Annotated in this window: 15 protein-coding genes and 2 pseudogenes; 10 read left to right on the plus strand and 7 right to left on the minus strand. The window is 74.6% G+C overall.

Annotation, left to right across the window (positions count from 1 at the left end; all coding sequences use genetic code 11):
• The first annotated feature begins 109 nt into the window (after positions 1-109).
• Positions 110-862 (plus strand): SDR family NAD(P)-dependent oxidoreductase, encoded by a 753-nt coding sequence (locus C1708_RS06595; protein WP_106411760.1) that lies wholly within the window; start codon positions 110-112, stop codon positions 860-862.
• A gap of 57 nt (positions 863-919) precedes the next feature.
• On the opposite strand, the pseudogene C1708_RS06600 reads toward C1708_RS06595, so the two are convergent.
• A pseudogene (locus tag C1708_RS06600) lies at positions 920-1,450 on the minus strand (allantoicase); the annotation flags it as partial.
• Between the two features lie 129 nt (positions 1,451-1,579).
• On the opposite strand from C1708_RS06600, the gene C1708_RS06605 reads away from it, so the two are divergent.
• Positions 1,580-2,383 (plus strand): IclR family transcriptional regulator, encoded by an 804-nt coding sequence (locus C1708_RS06605; protein WP_106416186.1) that lies wholly within the window; start codon positions 1,580-1,582, stop codon positions 2,381-2,383.
• Between the two features lie 182 nt (positions 2,384-2,565).
• Here C1708_RS06605 and C1708_RS06610 read toward each other — a convergent pair whose 3' ends face one another.
• Positions 2,566-2,868, minus strand: a complete 303-nt coding sequence (locus C1708_RS06610) for a DUF5955 family protein (protein WP_437076973.1) — start codon at positions 2,866-2,868, stop codon at positions 2,566-2,568.
• A gap of 219 nt (positions 2,869-3,087) precedes the next feature.
• On the opposite strand from C1708_RS06610, the pseudogene C1708_RS06615 reads away from it, so the two are divergent.
• Together C1708_RS06615 and C1708_RS35615 are read left to right on the plus strand one after the other, a co-directional pair.
• Positions 3,088-3,688, plus strand: a pseudogene (locus C1708_RS06615) (nucleotidyltransferase family protein).
• Positions 3,685-3,816: a hypothetical protein gene (locus tag C1708_RS35615; protein ID WP_274543383.1), complete on the plus strand. Its 132-nt coding sequence runs from the start codon at positions 3,685-3,687 to the stop codon at positions 3,814-3,816. The pseudogene C1708_RS06615 and the gene C1708_RS35615 overlap by 4 nt, the downstream one beginning before the upstream one ends.
• A 73-nt stretch (positions 3,817-3,889) precedes the next feature.
• Here C1708_RS35615 and C1708_RS06620 read toward each other — a convergent pair whose 3' ends face one another.
• The 3 genes from C1708_RS06620 to C1708_RS06635 form a co-directional block, all read right to left on the minus strand.
• Complete coding sequence (locus C1708_RS06620; protein ID WP_342210926.1) at positions 3,890-4,819, minus strand: HipA family kinase; 930 nt, start codon at positions 4,817-4,819, stop codon at positions 3,890-3,892.
• 498 nt (positions 4,820-5,317) lie between these two features.
• Positions 5,318-6,328, minus strand: a complete 1,011-nt coding sequence (locus C1708_RS06630; protein WP_106411762.1) for a TerC family protein — start codon at positions 6,326-6,328, stop codon at positions 5,318-5,320.
• 103 nt (positions 6,329-6,431) lie between these two features.
• Positions 6,432-7,973 carry an IucA/IucC family protein gene (locus C1708_RS06635; protein WP_106416188.1) on the minus strand — a complete coding sequence of 514 codons (1,542 nt, stop codon included), beginning with the start codon at positions 7,971-7,973 and terminating at the stop codon, positions 6,432-6,434.
• 109 nt (positions 7,974-8,082) lie between these two features.
• On the opposite strand from C1708_RS06635, the gene C1708_RS06640 reads away from it, so the two are divergent.
• The 3 genes from C1708_RS06640 to C1708_RS06650 are packed head-to-tail and all read left to right on the plus strand — an operon-like array spanning position 8,083 to position 11,708.
• The gene (locus tag C1708_RS06640; protein ID WP_106411763.1) at positions 8,083-9,588 is read left to right on the plus strand and encodes an IucA/IucC family protein; all 1,506 of its coding nucleotides are present in this window, start codon (positions 8,083-8,085) and stop codon (positions 9,586-9,588) included.
• A gap of 45 nt (positions 9,589-9,633) precedes the next feature.
• The gene (locus C1708_RS06645) at positions 9,634-10,908 is read left to right on the plus strand and encodes a VWA domain-containing protein (protein ID WP_106411764.1); all 1,275 of its coding nucleotides are present in this window, start codon (positions 9,634-9,636) and stop codon (positions 10,906-10,908) included.
• Positions 10,908-11,708: a hypothetical protein gene (locus tag C1708_RS06650; protein WP_106411765.1), complete on the plus strand. Its 801-nt coding sequence runs from the start codon at positions 10,908-10,910 to the stop codon at positions 11,706-11,708. Before C1708_RS06645 ends, C1708_RS06650 begins: the two co-directional genes overlap by 1 nt.
• Positions 11,709-12,310: 602 nt before the next feature.
• On the opposite strand, the gene C1708_RS06655 is transcribed toward C1708_RS06650, so the two are convergent.
• Positions 12,311-12,937: a winged helix-turn-helix transcriptional regulator gene (locus C1708_RS06655; protein ID WP_106411766.1), complete on the minus strand. Its 627-nt coding sequence runs from the start codon at positions 12,935-12,937 to the stop codon at positions 12,311-12,313.
• Between the two features lie 81 nt (positions 12,938-13,018).
• Between C1708_RS06655 and C1708_RS06660 the strand changes: the two genes are divergently transcribed.
• Both C1708_RS06660 and C1708_RS06665 read left to right on the plus strand, forming a co-directional pair.
• Entirely contained in the window at positions 13,019-14,227 is a 1,209-nt protein-coding gene (locus C1708_RS06660) for a pyridoxal phosphate-dependent aminotransferase (protein ID WP_106411767.1), read from the plus strand.
• Positions 14,228-14,314: 87 nt separating this feature from the next.
• Positions 14,315-14,524, plus strand: a complete 210-nt coding sequence (locus tag C1708_RS06665; protein ID WP_106411768.1) for an ankyrin repeat domain-containing protein — start codon at positions 14,315-14,317, stop codon at positions 14,522-14,524.
• Positions 14,525-14,634: 110 nt separating this feature from the next.
• On the opposite strand, the gene C1708_RS06670 is transcribed toward C1708_RS06665, so the two are convergent.
• Positions 14,635-15,435, minus strand: coding sequence for a GNAT family N-acetyltransferase (locus tag C1708_RS06670; protein ID WP_106411769.1), 801 nt, complete (start codon positions 15,433-15,435; stop codon positions 14,635-14,637).
• A 206-nt stretch (positions 15,436-15,641) separates the two neighbouring features.
• Between C1708_RS06670 and C1708_RS06675 the strand changes: the two genes are divergently transcribed.
• Entirely contained in the window at positions 15,642-17,813 is a 2,172-nt protein-coding gene (locus C1708_RS06675) for a TerD family protein (RefSeq protein WP_106411770.1), read from the plus strand.
• Positions 17,814-17,887: the final 74 nt, after the last annotated feature.

The following is a 17,887-nucleotide window of genomic DNA, read 5'->3' on the forward strand; positions in this document are numbered from 1 at the left end:
GTGCCGTCCCGCTCGAACGGGAACGGGCCGCCCGGGCCGGGTGACGGTGCGCCAGGTCGACGTCCGATCGCCGCCAGCGTCGCGGCGCCCCGGCCGCTGGGATGGACGCATGACCACTCACACCATGGAGAAGACCCTGCTCGGCCGGACCGCGCTGGTGACCGGCGGCAGCCGCGGCATCGGCGCGGCGACGGCGCTGCGGCTCGCCCGGGAGGGCGCGGACGTCGCGGTGACGTACGTGAACGGGAAGGAGGCGGCGGACGACGTCGTGCGGGCCGTCGAGGCGCTGGGACGCCGCGCGGTGGCCCTCCGCGCGGACGCCGGCGACCCGGAGGAGGCCGCCTCGGCGGTGACCGCGGCCGCCCGGCAACTGGGCCGGCTGGACGTGCTGGTGAACAACGCGGGCGTCGGCCTGCTCGGCCCGCTGGAGTCCCTCTCCCCCGCCGACGTCGACCGGGTGCTCGCGGTGAACGTGCGCGGTGTCTTCCTCGCCTCGCGCGCGGCGGCCTCCGTCCTGCCGAGCGGGGGCCGGATCATCACCGTCGGCTCGGCTCTGACACAGCGGGTGGCCGGCCCCGGCGCCACGCTCTACGCCATGAGCAAGGCGGCGCTGGTGGGGCTGACCAAGGCGCTGGCGCGGGAGCTGGGCGAGCGTGGGATCACCGCGAACATCGTCCATCCGGGTCCCACCGACACGGAGATGAACCCGGCGGACGGCCCGTACGCGGCAGGCCAGGCGGCGGCGACCGCGCTGGGCCGGTTCGGCACGGCCGCGGAGGTGGCGGGGACGATCGTCCACCTGGCGGGCGCGGCGTACGTGACCGGCGCGGAGTTCACGGTGGACGGCGGGCACGCCGCCTGAGGCCTTCGCGGAGGGCGCTCGGTGTCTCCTCCCCGGGGGCCGGGCGCGCTCCCCGCGTCAGCCTTCGAGCTCCCGCCGCCGTGCCTCCAGGGCGGCCGCCCCCCGGTCCGCCAGGGAGCCGAGGAGGCGCAGGCGGGAGATGCCGCCGTCGGGGTGGACGTCCACGCGCGCGTGGGCGCCCGCCGCCGGTTCCGGGAGGACGAACCGGTGGTCGGTGTCGGGCTGGAGGCGGGTGCGGGGCAGGATCTCCCGCCAGCCGCCGTCCTCGCCGTCCCGCACGGACACCGCGGCCCGGCCGGCCGCGTCGCCCTTCCGTCAGGCGGTGTCGATCTCCACGGCGCGGGCCTGGGCCCGGACGAGGAGGCGGTACGTGATCCGTTCGTGGCCGTGGTCGCGGCGGCGCCGGGGCTCCCGGCCGTCGTCCGTTCTCCGGGAGCGGCCGGGCCGGATGGTGTGGGCGGCGGGCGGGTGGAAGCGGTCGGAGGCGTCCTCGACCCGGCCGCCGTTCCCCGGGGCGACGACGTCGAAGGTGCCGAGCGCCGTGAGCCGCGCCGGGTCCGGGACGACCTCGCCGTGGCCGCGCGACCGTCACGCCTGGGCGGTTCCACGAGACGGAGCCGTGCTTCCGTCACGCAGAACGCGGATCCGTACGAGCGGGCCGCCGACCGGCCGCCGGGTAGGCTTCTGACCTCCCGCCAGTCCCGAAAGGAACGCGCCGTGCCGACGTCCAGCGCCAGCACCACCGACTCCGCCCGGCCCGCCGCCAGTGGGGGCGTGCAGTCCCTCGAGCGCGCCTTCGACCTGCTGGAGCGGATGGCGGACGCGGGCGGCGAGGTCGGCCTGAGCGAGCTGTCCGTCGGCAGCGGCCTGCCGCTGCCGACGATCCACCGCCTGATGCGCACCCTCGTCGCCTGCGGCTACGTGCGCCAGCAGCCCAACCGGCGGTACGCGCTCGGCCCGCGCCTGATCCGCCTCGGCGAGTCGGCGTCCCGGCTGCTCGGCGCCTGGGCGCGGCCGTACCTGGCGCGGCTGGTGGAGGAGACCGGCGAGACGGCGAACATGGCCCTGCTGGACGGGGACGAGATCGTGTACGTGGCGCAGGTGCCGTCGAAGCACTCGATGCGGATGTTCACCGAGGTGGGGCGGCGGGTGCTGCCGCACTCCACGGGGGTGGGCAAGGCGCTGCTGGCCGGGTTCCCGCCGGAGGAGGTGCGGGCGCTGCTGGGCCGCACGGGCATGCCGGCGGCCACGGAGAAGACCATCACCACCCCGGAGGGCTTCCTCGCCGCCCTGGAGGAGGTGCGCCGGCAGGGGTACGCCGTCGACGACAACGAGCAGGAGATCGGCGTGCGCTGCCTGGCGGCGCCGGTGCCGGACGCCCCCACGGCGGCGGCCGTCTCCGTCTCCGGTCCGGCGGGCCGCCTCACGGAGGCGGCGACGGAGCGGATCGTCCCGGTGCTGCGGCAGGTCGCGGCGGAACTCTCCGAGGCCCTGACGACCCCGGGCGGACCGGCCGCCTGAGGCCGCTCCGCCCGCCCACGGCCATCACGTCCGGCTCCGGAGGCCGCCAGGCGCCTCGGACCGGGCGGAGGCGGCATCGTCAAGGCGAAGGATCCGCGTGTCCGAGCGGGCGGGCATCCGCCCCGGGACCGGACCGCGCCGGAAGGATCACCCGCGGGGCCGACGCCTCGTGCACCTGTGCGTCAGGGGCGGGACGACGGGCCGAAGAGGTCGACCGCCTCGCGGAGCTGACGCAGGCCGTCCCCCAGGGCGCTCACCGAGCCGATGGCTCCGGCGACGAGCAGGAGGGAGCGCCGCAGCATCGGTATGTCGGGACGGTCGGCGGCGGCCAGTCCGGCCAGCGTGGCGAGCGCCTCCTCCGCGATGCTCCGGTCCCGGAACTCGGCACGATGGGCGGCAAGTTGGCGGCGCAACCGGGCCACGGCGGAGCGCAGCTCCGTCACGCGCGGGTCCACCTGGCTGCCGGGCACACACCTCTGGTCCACGCCTCGCACCACAGTCCTCCCCCTGGCAGGTCGTCGCGCGCCTCCCCTGACCGGTCCAACGCGCCCCCGCGGACCGGTGCGCGCCAGTAAACGCCACCTCGGGGCCTTTGCGCCAGTCCGCTGCGTCATCGGTTTGTTCCACAGCGTGACACCGCGGCCCGAGGCGCCCTCCGGCACAGGGCGCCCGACGGGCGGCCGGACGCGGGGTATGCGGAACCCATGACGGACGAGGGCGGCCGGGTGGCCGGCCTGCTGCTGGCCGCGGGCGGCGGACGCAGGCCCGGCGGACGCCCCAAGGCCCTGCTCCCGCACCGAGGACGGCTCCTCGTGGAGCACGCGGCGGAGGCGCTCCGCGCGGGCGGCTGCGCGAGCGTGCACGTGGTGCTCGGGGCGCGCGCCGAGGAGGTGCGCGCCCGCGTCGCGCTGCCGGGCTGCGTGCTGGTGGACGATCCGGACCGGGAGCAGGGCATGGGCACCTCCCTGCGGGCGGGGCTGGACCCGCCGGCGGGCACGGACGCGCGGGCCGCGCTCGTCCTGCTGGTGGACCAGCCGGGGATCGGCCCCGAGGCGGTCGCCCGGGTGCGGCGCGCGTACCGGTCGCCGCACTCGCCGGCCTCGGCCGCGTACGACGGCGCACGCGGCCATCCGGTGCTGTCCGGCCGCCGCGCACTGGGCGGGGATCGCCGCGACCGCCACCGGCGACCGAGGGGCCCGCGCCTGTCTCAGGGAGCACGCGGCCGGCGTGGAACCGGTCGAGTGCGGTGACATCGCGCAGCCGTACGACATCGACACGGAGGCCGATCTGGCACGTCTTGAGTGAGCCGGAACCTCCCCGGCGCACAGGGCAGGCACCGCGCGCAGGCGCACGACCTGCCGCTGAAGGCCGTCCTCGACGAGGACGGCGCCGGCTTCCTCACCCTGCCGGCGCACGAGCGGCTCAAGGGCTGAAGCGGCCGGCACGTCCCGGCGGCCCGCGAGCCGTCCGGGACGCCGGCCACCGGCGCGTCCCCGGCTCAGACCGCTAGGGCTGTCGCCCCAGGTGCACCGACCAGTCCTGTTCCGCCGCCGGTTTGCCGTGCAGGTCGGGGACGCGCTTCAGCCAGTCGGGGCGCCCCCGCTGCGTCAGCGCCGCCCGCCGGGCGTTCTCCTCGTCGAGTTCCCGCGCCGAGGGGAAGTCGGTGGGCAGCCAGGACGCCGAGGACCGCGCGCGGGCGTGCAGATACGCCACGTACGCCTCCCGGACCTCGTCCGGCGTGCTGAACCGGGAGTCGTCCGCGAGCCACGCGTCCGGGACCTCGGCCGCGACCGACCGCAGCAGGTCCTCGGTCACCTTCGGCGCCAGCTCGTCGTCCGCCGCGCGGACGTCGGGCCCGTACCGGCCGAGGGCGTGGTGCCGGAAGTCGTACGCCTTGGCCGGGTCGGACCCCTCCCAGCGGTGGTGGAAGACGAGGGCGGCGCCGTGGTCGATGAGCCACAGCCTCGGCGGTGCGACTCCGAGCGTCGGCCACACCACCAGGTTGGAGCTGTGGACGGTCCGGTCCACGTTCACCGTCAGCGCGTCGAGCCAGACGATCCGCCCGGCCTCCAGCGCGTCCACCGGGAAGACCTCCGCGACCTCGGGGGTGAAGTCCCGCGCTCCCGGCAGATAGTCCATGCCGAGGTTGATCCCGGCGCTGGAGGCGTGCAGCTCGCGCACCTCCTGGTGGGGTTCGGCGTCGGCGACCGCCGGATCGAAGTGCGCCAGCACCAGCTCGGGGAAGCGCAGCCCGAGCGCCCGCGCCAGCTCCCCGACGATCACCTCGGCGACCAGCGCCTTGCGGCCCTGCGCCGACCCGGTGAACTTGACCACGTACGTCCCGAGGTCGTCGGCCTCGAAGACCCCGGGGACGGACCCTCCGGAGCGCAGGGGCGTGACATAGCGCGTGGTGGTCACATGTCTCAGCCCGTCGATCACGGTGCGCCCCTTACCTGCCGGCCTCCGGCACGAAATGAGCATAGTAACCGAGCGTGACAGCGGCTCCCGCGGCCCCGCCCGCGCCCCGGACCGACGGCGCGGGCGGGGCCGCGGGCCGGTGAAGGGGCGCGACAGGTGAGAGGACGGCGTGTGGACCGGCCGGTCCACGACACGCTGACGGGCGGCCGGCTCGACGCCGCCGCCGACCAGCACGGCGAGGGCGCCCTCACCGCCCGTCAGGCGGGTGGTCCGGGCTCCTTCCGGCGCTCCCCCGCCCGGGGACGGAGGGTGTCCGCCGGCGCCATGCCGGGGACGTGGTCCTCGCAGCCGGGGTCGCGGCGGGTCCCGCCCGCCGGCGGGGGACGTGGACGCCCATGGTCTTGTGCCGTCCGACGACGGTCCCCACCGGTTCTCCGCACGAGCCGCACCGCGGCTCGGTGGGCCGCCTCCCGTCGCGCTCGCGGTGGCGGCCCGTCCGTCCGCTTGACGCCCGCTTCACATGGGTTCGTCAGATCGTCGCCCGGACCCTCCCGGCTCCCCCGGCTCCCCGGGCTTCCCGTCGCCGGCCTTCTCCACCGGGGGCCGCGCCATGCTGACCCCGATCGACACGGCCAGGACGACGACGATGACGGCGAGGCTGACCAGGGACGGGATCTCGGGGACGGCGGTGCTGACGGTCTTGTGGGCCGCCTGGAGGACGAGCTTGACGCCGATGAAGCCGAGGATCACCGCGAGGCCGACGCTGAGATAGTGGAAGCGGTCGAGCAGCCCGGCCAGCATGAAGTACAGGGCGCGCAGGCCGAGGATGGCGAAGGCGTTGCTGGAGTAGACGATGAAGATGTCGTCGCTGACGGCGAGGACGGCGGGCACGCTGTCGACGGCGAAGACGAGGTCGGCGGCCTCGATGGCGACGACGACCGCGAGCAGCGGGGTCGCCACCCGCCGGCCCGCCTCCTTGACGAAGAAGTGCGGGCCCTCGTACTCGTCCCGTACGGGGATGACCTTGCGCAGCAGCCGGACCGCGAGGCTCTTCCCCGGGTCGAAGCTCTCCTCCTCGCCTTTGAGGATCTTGTAGGTGCTCCAGAAGAGGATCGCGGCGAAGACGAACAGCACGGCGGTGAAGCGGCTGACCACGGCCACGCCGGCCGCGAGGAACAGGCCGCGGAAGACCAGGGCGCCGAGGACGCCGAGGAACAGCACGCGGTGCTGGTAGGCGCGGGGCACCTTGAAGTAGCCGAAGATCAGCGCGAAGACGAAGAGGTTGTCGACGGACAGGCTCTTCTCCAGCAGCCACGCGGTGGTGTACTCCACGCCCGCGTCGGTGCCGACGACGAGGAAGACGACGCCTCCGAAGAGGATGGCCAGGCCGATCCACCCGGCGCTCCAGGCGGTCGCCTCGCGGAATCCGATGACATGGGCCGCGCGGTGCGCGACGAGGTCGATCGCGAGGGACACCACCACGGTGACGCCGAACGCGATCCAGAGCCAGAACGGCACGTCATGCACGGGCCCGCCTCCTCGGGGCACGGTCGGGCGGCGGTCGCCCTCGTCCCGAGTCTGGGGCATGCGGGCGGCCGTCGCCTCTTGTCGTCCCCTGTTCGGGACGCGCTCACCGGCCGGACAGCGGGTTGGGCAGCGGGCGGTAGCGGGCGGCGGCGCCGTCGGCCGCCGTCCAGCGAAGGAGGAGGTTGGTCTTGGCGGGCAGGGCGGGGGCGGTCAGCAGGGCGGGGATCTCGGGGAGGTCGTGCCGGGCCAGTTCGCGGCGGACCGCGGGCCAGGGGTCGAGGCCGGGGTGGTGCTCGGCGAGGGCGGCGGCGATCTCCATGAGGTGGTTGACGACCAGGCAGTACACCAGGCGCTCCCACCCGGCCTCCCGGGTCACCGTCGGCACGTCGTGCGGGCGGTGCGGGGACGGGAGCAGCTTCACCCCCTCGGCGTCGCGGTAGAGGGCCTGCACCGGCATGCCGTCCCCGTCGACGGCGATCAGCGTGTTCTGCAGGTGCGCCTCCAGGACCACGCCGTGCCGGTGGAAGGCGGCGAGGGCGGGGGGGACGACCCGGGACAGGTAGGCCTCCCACCAGGCGTCCGGGCGGGCGGTGGCGGCGAGCGGATCGCCGTCGAAGCCCTCCACCAGGGCGGCGGCCAGGCAGGGGGTGGCGCCCGGCGCCAGATGGCCGCGGAACCCGTCGCGGACCACGACGGCCAGTTGCTCGACGGCGAAGTCCGCGGTGCGGTGCCCCCGGTCGCTCAGCCAGGCCCCGCCCGCCGGACCGCCGTCGAAGGCGTCCCGGACGGCCGTGTCGGTGGCGCGCAGGCGTGCCAGGTCGTGGCGCCACAGCCGGCGGATGTCGTTGGTGATGCGCACGTCGAGGCTGAACTTGAGGAAGAGGTCGTCGCCGGGCGCGTAGACGGTGCGGACGGCGGCCGTCGGCCACACCGGCCAGGGCGTCTCCCCGAGCCGGACCAGGCGGCCGTCGGCGAACGCGGGGGCGAGGTCGCCGGCGGCGAGGCCGAGCTGCCAGGGGTGGGCCGGCAGCAGCCGGTAGCCGGGCGGGGCGGCGCCCAGGCGGTCCAGGGCCGCGGTGTCGCCCTCGTCCACCACGGTGTCCTCGCGCACGCCCAGCAGGGTCAGCGGGAAGCGGGCGTACGCCTCGGGCGCGTACGGCAGCCAGGCGGCCGCGGGGCCGCCGCGGGCCTTCGGGGCGGGGTGATGGGTGTGGCCGGTGACCAGGGACTGCTCCGAGCGCAGGTACGGGTCGTCGGGCGGGTCGGCCCGGTCGCGGGCGGCGAGCAGCGCGGCGACCGCGTCGCGGCTGTCGAGCATCTCGGCGGGCAGGTCGTGGGAGGAACGGCCGGTGTGCCGGCGCAGTTCCTCGGCGACGAGTTCGACCAGTTCGGCGTGGGTCAGCCGGTGCCAGGCCCCGGCCGTGTGCACCTCGGGCGCGGTCGGGCGGCGGGCGCCGCGCACGCGCAGCAGCCGGCGCGTGCGGGGCAGGCGGTAGGTCCGGGGGCCGTCCGGGCGGGCGGGCCCGGGCAGGGGTTCGGCCACTTCGCGCAGGAGGCAGTTCAGCAGCGGGACGGCCGCGTGGGCGTCGGCGCGCCCTGCCAGGCCGGCGCGGCTCGCCGCGTCGTCGTCTGCGTGCGGGGGCATGAGGTCCACGCGTTCTGGTTCCCTACGGTCTGTCCGGCGGAGACGATCAGTATGTCTGGCACCGTCCCTCCGGACGTCCCGCCTTTCCGCCGATGCGAGGAGCGTGTCCGTGCAGCGTCCCCCCACCGCCGAGGCCGGGATCGCCGAGGAGCTGGCCGTCGTACGGCCCGCTCTGCTGCCGGCGTACACGGGGGCGCTGCCCGGTGCCCGCGCGGCGGTGCTGACCCGGCTGTGGCGCGGGCTGACGCACGACCCGCTGCCGTGGGTGACGGGCCGGGCGGAGAGCCGGTCCGGGGTGGTCCTGCGGCTGGCGGACGGGCGGCGCCTGGAGGGGCCGCCCGCGGACCCCTACGCGACGGACGCCCACGTGACCGCCGTACGGCTGGACGGGAGGGCGTACGACGAACCGGCGCGGCTGATGACGGATCTCGCGGTGCCGCACTCGGCCTCGTTCGCCGCCGAACTCGCGCACGGGACGGCGTCGTTGGCCCTGTCACGGGCGGGACAGCAGGACGTCGGGGGTCCGGCGCCGGTGCGGGACTGGGAGTGGGAGCAGCGGGTGGTCGACGGGCACCCCTTCCACCCCGCCTGCCGTTCCCGGCCCGGCTTCTCGGTGGCCGAACAGCTCGCGTACGGGCCCGAGCACCGGCCGGTGGTGGAGCTGGGGCTGCTGCCGGTGCCGGCCGGGGAGTGCCTGGTGTCGGGGGTGTGGCCGGGGTGGCTGCGGGAGGGGGGCCGGGTGCTGGTGCCGGCGCACCCGTGGCAGGCGGCGCACGTGCTGAAGCGGGCGGGTGAGGGGGCGCTGGCGGCGCATCCGCTGATGGCGCTGCGCACCCTCGCGCTGCCGGACGGGCCGCACGTCAAGACGGCGCTGAGCGCCCGGCTGACGTCCTCGGTGCGGGACATCTCGCTCGGGTCGGTCGCCGCCTCGGCGGTGCTGTCGGACTTCGGGCAGGTCGTGGCGGCGCGTACGGGCGGGCTGCTGCACATCACCCGCACGCTGGGCGCGGTGGCGGCCGGTTCGCCCGATCTGGCGGCGCTGCTGCGCGAGTCGCCGGAGGAGTACGCGGGGCCCGGGGAGCGGGTGGTGCCGGTGGCGGCGCTGGCCACCACGGAGCTGCCCCGCTCCCCCGCCCGCCTGGCGCGGCTGGCGCGGCTGGCGCTCACGGCCGGGCTGCGGCTGCTGGAGCTGGGGGTGGCGCTGGAGGCGCACGGGCAGAACCTGCTCGTGGTGCTGTCGCCGGACGGGGAGCCGGTGCGGCTGGTCTACCGGGACCTGGCCGATCTGCGGATCTCTCCGGCGCGGCTGGCCCGGCACGGCGTCCCGGTGCCGGACGTGCCGGACCGCATGATCACGGACGACGCGAGCGCCCTGCGCCGCAAGCTGTTCGGCTCGCTGGTGGCGGGCGCGCTGGCCGGGACGGCGGGGTCCGGCGAGGCGCTGCGGGCGGCGCTGGAGGACGTCGTACGGGATCTGCCGCGCACCGGCGACCTGGCGGCGCTGCTCGGTGAACCGCTGCCGGCGAAGGCGCTGACGCTGATGCGGCTCTCGCCGGGCACGGCGGGCGACCAATGGGCGGAACTGCCCAATCCCCTGCGATCCGGGTCCGGTTGACAGCCCGTTTTGGAGGGCGACGCTCCCGGTCAATAGGATCCGCCGATGATCAGAAGAACACGGCCGGTCGCAGGCGCGATAGCCCTGCTCGCCGCCCTGACGGCCGGGATCGCCTTCCCGCCCGGGGCCGCCGCCGGTGAACCCACGGGCGAGGACGCGCCCAAGGTCGACCTCGTCCTCGACGTGAGCGGCTCGATGCGCGCCAAGGACATCGACGGCCAGTCCCGGATGGCGGCGGCGAAGCAGGCGTTCAACGAGGTGCTGGACGCGACGCCGGAGGAGGTGCGGCTCGGCATCCGCACCCTCGGCGCGGACTACGCCGGCGACGACCGCAAGGAGGGCTGCAAGGACACCGCACAGCTCTACCCGGTCGGCCCGCTGGACCGCACCGAGGCGAAGACGGCGGTGGCGACCCTCGTCCCGACCGGCTGGACCCCGATCGGCCCGGCGCTGCTGAAGGCGGCCGACGACCTCGACGGCGGCGACGGCTCGAAGCGGATCGTGCTGATCAGCGACGGTGAGGACACCTGCGCCCCGCTCGACCCGTGCGAGGTGGCCCGCGAGATCGCCGCCAAGGGCATCGGCCTGACCATCGACACGCTGGGCCTGGTGCCGGACGCCAAGCTGAGCCGGCAGCTCAGCTGCATCGCCGAGGCGACCGGCGGCACCTACACCTCCATCGAGCACCAGGACGAACTGACCGACCGTGTCAACGAGTTGGTCGACCGGGCGGCCGAGCCGGTGGTGACCCCGGTCGCCACCGAGGGGGCCGGCTCGTGCGCGAGGGCGCCCGAGCTGACGTCCGGTCTCTACACCGACCGCGAGGAGTTCGGCCAGCAGCGCTGGTACCGCGTGGAGCTGCTCGCCGGGCAGGAGCTGCGCGCCTCGGTGAGCGTCGCCGCGGACCGCGCCGTGCGCCCCGACCACGGGATCCTGATGCGCGCGGTCACCGCGCACGGCCGGGAGATCGTGCGCGGCGAGGCCACGGGCCACGGCCGTACGGACGTGGTGTCCACGGGTCTGCGCTACCCCAAGCCGGAGCGGGACGACGACGACAGCGGCAAGCCGGCGACGGAGACGGTGTGCCTCGGGGTGACCACCTCCTTCTCGGCGGACGCCGGGGTGAAGACCACGCCCGGTCTGCCGCTGGAGCTGACGGTCGACGTGGTGGACGGCCCGGACGACGCGAACGACGTCGCCTCCTTCGGCCTCGGCCGGGGCTGGTGGCTGCTCGGCGCGCTGGTCGTGACCGGCTTCCTCACCGGTCTCGTCTGGGGCTGGCTGTCCCGCTGGCGGGTCGCTGTCTGGAGGACCAGCTGATGCGCGCCGTACGAGTACTGAGTGCCGCCCTGCTGACGCTGGGCCTGGCCGCCGCGCCCGCCGCGGCCGACTCCCCGCCGTCCCCGGAAGCCTCCGGCGACGGCGGCGGGCCGACCCGCGCGGGGACGTCGTTCCGCACCGCGACGGAGGTCGAGCAGGGGCAGACCGCCACGGCGCGGGCCTCCACGGGTGACTACCTGTACTGGTCGTTCCCCGCGGACGCCGGGCAGCGGCCCACCGTCCGGGCGACGGTGAAGCTGCCGGAGAGCCACGCCGCCGAGACGTGGCAGGTCGACGTGTACGACGGGGTGCGCCGCCGCCAGGCCTGCCAGTACGGCGCGCAGACCCGCACCGCCGGGGCGGGCACGACGAGCGTGGAGCTGGCCTGCGTGCTGCGCACGGTCCGCGCCTGGTCGGAGCCGTGGGCCGACGACCCGCTGCCCGGCACGTACTACGTGCGCCTGACGGCCCTGAAGCTGTCGGCGGACGACCTGGGCCAGCCGGTCGACGCCGAACTGCGCGTCGAGTCCAAGGACATGGGCGGCGCGGCGGCGGTCGACGGCTCGCTGTCCGAGCCGCTGGTGCCGGGCATCGCCTCCCGGCCGGAGGAGGAGTCGGACGACTCGTCGTCCGCCGTCCTGGCCGGTCTGGAACCGGAGGACGGCTGGACGTCCGGCTGGTGGTCCGACCGCTGGATCTGGACGGCGGCGGGCGGCGCGCTGGCCGCCCTGGCGGGCGTCCTCGGTTACCGCGTGACGCGGGGTCCGGGGCGGCCGCGGCACGTCCCGCCGGGGGCGTAGCCATTTAGTCGGCGTCTGGTGGGAAGGCCCGCTTCGTGCGGGCCTTCCGTCCGTCCAGCGCCTGCCTTCGGGTACGGGCCGGTGTTGGTGTTCCCTCCGGGGTGAACGACCGGCTGAAGGTGAAGCGTCGGGACGCGGAGCCGTGGTGGGGGAGGCGCTCCGGCTCGTCCGCGCCCCCTGCCGGGTGGGTGCCACGCCCTCGGGGACCCGCCGGACCGCGTGAGTCGGGCGCCGTGACCTCTCGTACCGGTCGCGGCGACTGGGCAGCGCCTCGCGGTGGTGGCCGGTGCGGACGGCGTCGCGGACGGACCGCAGGGCGGTCCGGCGGGAGAGGGCCGCCGCCGGGGCGGTGGTGTCCGGGGTGCGGCTGAGGTGACCACCGGGGCGGGGCACGCGTGCCCTGCGCGATGGCCTCGCCGCGGCCGGACAGGGTCACCTGCCTGGCGTGCCGGAAGCACGCGCGGCACGAGCGTCTTCGCCTCGCGGAGCGGGCCGAGCGTCCGGCCGGTGCGCCGGGGGCCGCGGGCAGCCCGGGGCAGGCGAGGCGGGCCGCGGCTCGGCATCGCGAGTTCACGGCGAGGTTCGCGGAGGCGTGGCGCCCCTCACGCCTCCCTGAGCTGCTTGGCGAGGGGGCTGTCGCCGGTCACCTCGACGCGGCCCGCGCGGATCGCCTCGGCGAGCGGGACCTCGCCTCGGCTGAGGGCGACGCAGGTCGCCGTGTCGAGGGTGAGGACCGCGGCCGGGTCGCGGGGGGCCGGGCCGTCCCCGTAGACGGGGCCCTCCACCGCGCCCGCGTGGACGTGGAAGCGGCCTTCGTCCAGGCGTACTTCGACGAGTCCCTCGCCCTCCAGCGCCCGCAGCAGCGGCAGCGCGAACCAGTGGGCGCGCACCGCGTCCGTCGGCCGGCGTTCGCCCAGCTCCGCCTGGCCCCAGGCGCCGAGCGCCTGAAGGACGGGCAGCAACTCGCGTCCGCGAGGGGTGAGTTCGTAGACGTAGGCCGCGCCGGGCGGGGGGAGGCGGCGGCGGGTGGCGAGGCCGTCGCGCTCCATGTCCTTCAGCCGTGAGGCCAGTACGTCCGTGCTGACGCCCGGCAGGTCCGCGTGCAGGTCGGTGTAGCGGCGCGGGCCGGCCAGCAGTTCCCGGACGATCAGCAGGGTCCAGCGGTCGCCGACGACGTCGAGCGCGCGGGCGGCGGAGCAGTACTGGTCGTAGCTTCGGCGAGGTGGCATGCCCCGCAGTCTAGACATGTCGTTGGACTTTCCAAGCGGCCACTTGGTAAAACCAAGTAACACCAGAAACCGGAGGGACGCATGGAGTTCCGGCAGTCGAGCAAGCTCAGCGAGGTCTGTTACGAGATCCGCGGCCCGGTGATCGAGCACGCCGACGCGCTGGAGGAGGCGGGGCACAGCGTGCTGCGCCTCAACACCGGCAATCCGGCCCTGTTCGGCTTCGAGGCGCCGGAGGAGATCCTCCAGGACATGATCCGGATGCTTCCCCGGGCGCACGGGTACACCGACTCGCGCGGCATCCTCTCCGCCCGCCGCGCGGTGGCCCAGCGCTACCAGACGCTCGGCCTGGAGGTCGACGTCGACGACGTCTTCCTCGGCAACGGCGTCTCCGAGCTGGTGTCCATGGCGGTGCAGGCCCTGCTGGAGGACGGCGACGAGATCCTCATCCCCGCACCGGACTTCCCGCTGTGGACGGCGGTGACCACCCTGGCCGGCGGCACGGCGGTGCACTACCTCTGCGACGAACAGGCCGACTGGTACCCGGACCTGGACGACATGGCCGCGAAGATCACCGACCGCACCAAGGCCGTCGTCGTCATCAACCCCAACAACCCGACGGGCGCGGTGTATCCGAAGGAGGTCGTCGAGGGCATCCTGGACCTGGCCCGCCGGCACGGCCTGATGGTCCTCGCCGACGAGATCTACGACCAGATCCTGTACGACGACGCCGTGCACCACTCGGCCGCCGCGCTCGCCCCCGACCTGGTCGTGCTGACGTTCTGCGGACTGTCCAAGACGTACCGCGTGGCGGGGTTCCGCTCCGGCTGGCTGGTGGTCACCGGTCCCAGGCAGCACGCGAAGGACTACCTCGAGGGCCTGACCATGCTGGCGTCGATGCGGCTGTGCGCCAACGCGCCCGCGCAGTACGCCATCCAGGCCGCGCTGGGCGGCCGGCAGTCCATCCGGGACCTCACCGCGCCGGGCGGCAGGCTGCGCGAACAGCGGGACGTGGCCTGGGAGAAGCTGAACGAGATCCCGGGCGTGAGCTGTGTGAAGCCGAAGGGCGCGCTGTACGCGTTCCCGCGGCTGGACCCGAAGGTGCACAGGATCCACGACGACGAGAAGTTCGTCCTGGACCTGCTGCTCCGCGAGAAGATCCAGGTCGTCCAGGGCACCGGCTTCAACTGGCCCTCCCCCGACCACTTCCGCATCCTCACCCTCCCCCACGCGGAGGACCTGGAGGCGGCGATCGGCCGCATCGGCCGCTTCCTGAGCGGGTACCGGCAGTAGGCCACGGGGCTGCCCGGCCCGGAAAAACCCTGTTCGTGTCCGGTGTCGGGCGGGTCGGCATCCCACGGGCCGGCAGAACGGGGGGGCATGGGCGACGGCACGGAACTGGTGGCGGCGGTCGGACGGGGCGACGAACAGGACGTACGTCGGTTCCTGGAGGCAGGCGCGGATCCGGACACGCTCACGGAAGACGGACTGCCGGTGCTGTGCCGTGCGATCGCCGCCCACGACGCCGGCGTGGCCGACCACCGCGTCCGCGCGGTCTGGCGCTGGGAGTGGGAACGGGAGCGTCCGTGACGTCACTGCCGCGCGACTCCGGCACACGGCGCCGGGCACGCACCAGGGGCCCACCCACCCGGGCCGCCGCCGGGGGCCGTGCACCGGCCCACAGCTGCGAGCCGGTCGGATCAGGGCGCCGGCGTGTAGAAGCGCATCGGGGAGTTCGGACGGAAGCCGATGCGGGGGTACACGGGCGCGCCGGCGGCGGTCGCGTGCAGGGTGGCGCGGGTCGCTCCGGTGGCGCGGGCGCCCTCGTACAGGGCCTTGCGCGTCACCGCCTCCCCGTAGCCCCGGCGCTGCCACTGCGGATCGGTGGCGACGAGCAGGACGAAGAGGCGGCCCTGCGCCTCCACCGTGGCGGCGCAGGCCACGGGCGTGCCGTCCCGTACGCCGAGGTAGGCGTGCACTCCGTCCTTCCACAGCGTGGAGCGGGCGAGGCCGTCACGGCCGTCCTCGAGCGGGAACCCGTAGGCACGTGAGTTGATGTCCGCGTAGGCCTGAAGGTGCTCCTCGGTGGTCACGCGCACGAACGTCAGATCGGGGTGGTCCGGTGCGGGGAGGGGCAGCAGGTCTCCCGCCATGCCCGTGCCGGGGAAGGCGTACGCGAGACCGGCCCGCTCGGCCGCCGTCCCCAGCGCCGCGCGCGCCTCGTCGTCGAGGAGGTCCTCGAAGACCCAGAGGAAACCCGGACGGCTCTTCGCACGCATGATCTCCGCCGCCTCCTTCAGGCGCCGCTCCATGAGATCGGCGCCCGTGCCGACGCCGGTCAGGGTGACGCAGTTCCAGAAGGCGAACCGGCAGTCGGCCCAGCGGACGGCGATCCCGGGGAGGTCACGGACGTCCGCCTCCGGGTCGCGGTCGAGCACCATGGTCCGCCAGACGGCGGCGAGCTGTTCCATCGATTCGACCGAGTCCGCGAGATCGTGCACAGGTGTTCTCCTCCGGTCGCCGGGTGTGCTGGAGTCCTCCCAGCGGTACCAGTTGTACACGCCGCGCCTCACGTATCGACGCGCGCGGGAGGGACAGCGGGTCGTCGCTCCTGGCTCCCTCCCGCCCCCTTCCCGAGCTCGGGGCGTCTCACGTGCGCGCGGAAACTCCCGTGCGCCGGTTCGCGCGCCTCTGCGATCATCCTCGAATGGCGCACGGTCTCGCATCACTGGTCATCCGGCACACCCACCGCATTCCCTCCCCCGAGGGCTCCGCCGGGGAAGGCGCCACCGCCGCACGGCAGTTCGACGCGGCGCTGATGTCCGTGGGCTTCAAGCTCTCGGCGGAGCTGCTGGAGCGGCTGTCCGGACTGTCCGAGGCCGCGGTCCTGCGCACCGCCCGGCGGACACTGCCCGTGGTGAGCGAAATGGTGGGCGACCACGTCCGGCACAACGCGTACTTCATCGACTTCCCGGCGAACGTCCCGGACACCGAAGAGTTCTGGATGCGGTGCGTGACGAAGGCGCTCGAAGACGACATGTCGCGCGAGAACGTGCTGAAACAGCTGGCGCACGGGGTGCTGAACCTGCTCAGTCTCCCCGCGTACGGCCGCTACCAGCACACGTACGAGCAGTTGCTCGCGGCGCAGGACGAGCTGATCGCCTCGGCGGGCGACCGGGTGACCGTCCTGCACCTCGGACGGGACCTGGACGACGAACTCACCGATCTGTACCTGGCTCTGGCGGGCAGCACGACGCCGCTGGGCGAGGAACACCTGCGCGACCTCAAGACCCTCGCCCAGCGGTGCGCGCTCGGACCGCAGCCGGAGTCGATCCCGGTCAGGGAGAACCGGGCCGTCGTCAACGAGGCACGTCTCCTGGCCGGCGCGGACCTCCTGCTCGACACCGTCACCGATGTGCTGCGGCTGGCCTGCGCCCTGTCGGGCGGCGACGTGACGCTGCGGGAGCCGACCCGGTTCCGGTCCCTCCCGCGGCCGGTCCGCCGTGCCCTGCTCGCGGGCCTCGACGCCGTGGTCGCGGCGGACCCCGCCAAACTGGCCGACGTGCACGCGCACCGCGAGCCCTTCAAGCGGCTCGGTGAGCGGCTCCACCCGCACGAGTACCCGCACCGGCCGCACGCGGCCGAGGTGTTCGCCGTGGCCCGCGGGGAGAAGGAGGCGCGGTCCTTCGACAGCCGCGTCGAGGAACTGCTCGACGCGTACGACGTACCCGGTGCGGTGCGGCTGCTCCGGTCCGCGCCCGGCAAACTGTTCAGGGCCCTGGACCTCCTGCTGCGCATCGCCTCCGGACAGGAGGAGAGGGACGCGGTGGTGGCCGCCGCGGTGCGGGTCGCGCCCCAGGTCTCCGGCCGGGTCGTGCTGTCGGTCCGCGAGCACTTCCAGAACCGGGAACGGGAGACCGGCGAACCCCGGATCTTCGTCAGCCGGCGGGGCCATGGATGGGCCGCTCCCGACGCCCGACGGCCGGTGCCCGCGGCCGACCGCGACCGCCTCGTCGCCGCCCTCGACGCCGAGATGCGCCGCCGGCTCCCGGCACCGGGCCGGCTGCTGCTCGACCCCGACGTCCTCGACGTGGCGCTCCCGCTCAGCGGCAGGGCGGCGGCGGCAGGACTCGGCGTACTGCCGCGGGGCTCGGTCTCGGCGGTCGACGGGGAGCGGCTGCGTTTCTTCGTGTACTGGAAGGAGACCGGGAAACGGACCGACTACGATCTCTCGGCGCTGCTCCTCCACCCCGACTACAGCACCGGCTCCTGGCTGTCCTACACCTCGCTCAAGACCGTCGGGGGCGTCCACTCGGGAGACATCACCGAGGCGCCCGAGGGGGCCTCGGAGTTCATCGAACTGTCCCTGGACCAGGTGCGCGGCACCTTCATCGTCCCGCAGGTCAACATCTACGCCGGCGAGGGCTTCGACGAGGTCGAGGAGTCGTTCTTCGGTTTCATGCTGCGCGACGGCGAGCGGAAGGGCCGGCCGTTCGAGCCGCGCACGGTGCGGACGAAGTCGGATCTGCGCGGCGCGGGCCGGGTGGCCCTGCCGATGGTGTTCCGGCGGGAGGACGACGGACGGTGGCGCGCCAAGTGGCTCCACCTGTACCTGAGGGGCATCTCCTCGGCCAACCGGGTCGAGGAGAACCAGGTGTCGGTGTCCAAGGTGGTGCGCGCCGTCGTGGAACGCGAGTACCTGACCGTGCGGTACCTGACCGGCCTGATGTCCGACCATGCCACGGCCGTGGAGCTGTGGGACGGCGGACCGGTCCCGGACGAGCCCGTGATGTACATCGGCCTCGAACGCCCCGAGGGGCTGCACCCGGACTCCCGGGTCGTCACCCTCGAAAACCTGCGCGACCTGATCCCGGACTGAGTGCTAGCGTTGTCCACGGCAAGGCCATGAAAGGGCTTCCTTCTCAACTCCATTCTGAAAAAAGTTCTTTCGCT

This window comes from Streptomyces sp. DH-12, assembly GCF_002899455.1.
In the GTDB taxonomy this organism is placed as follows: Bacteria; Actinomycetota; Actinomycetes; order Streptomycetales; family Streptomycetaceae; genus Streptomyces.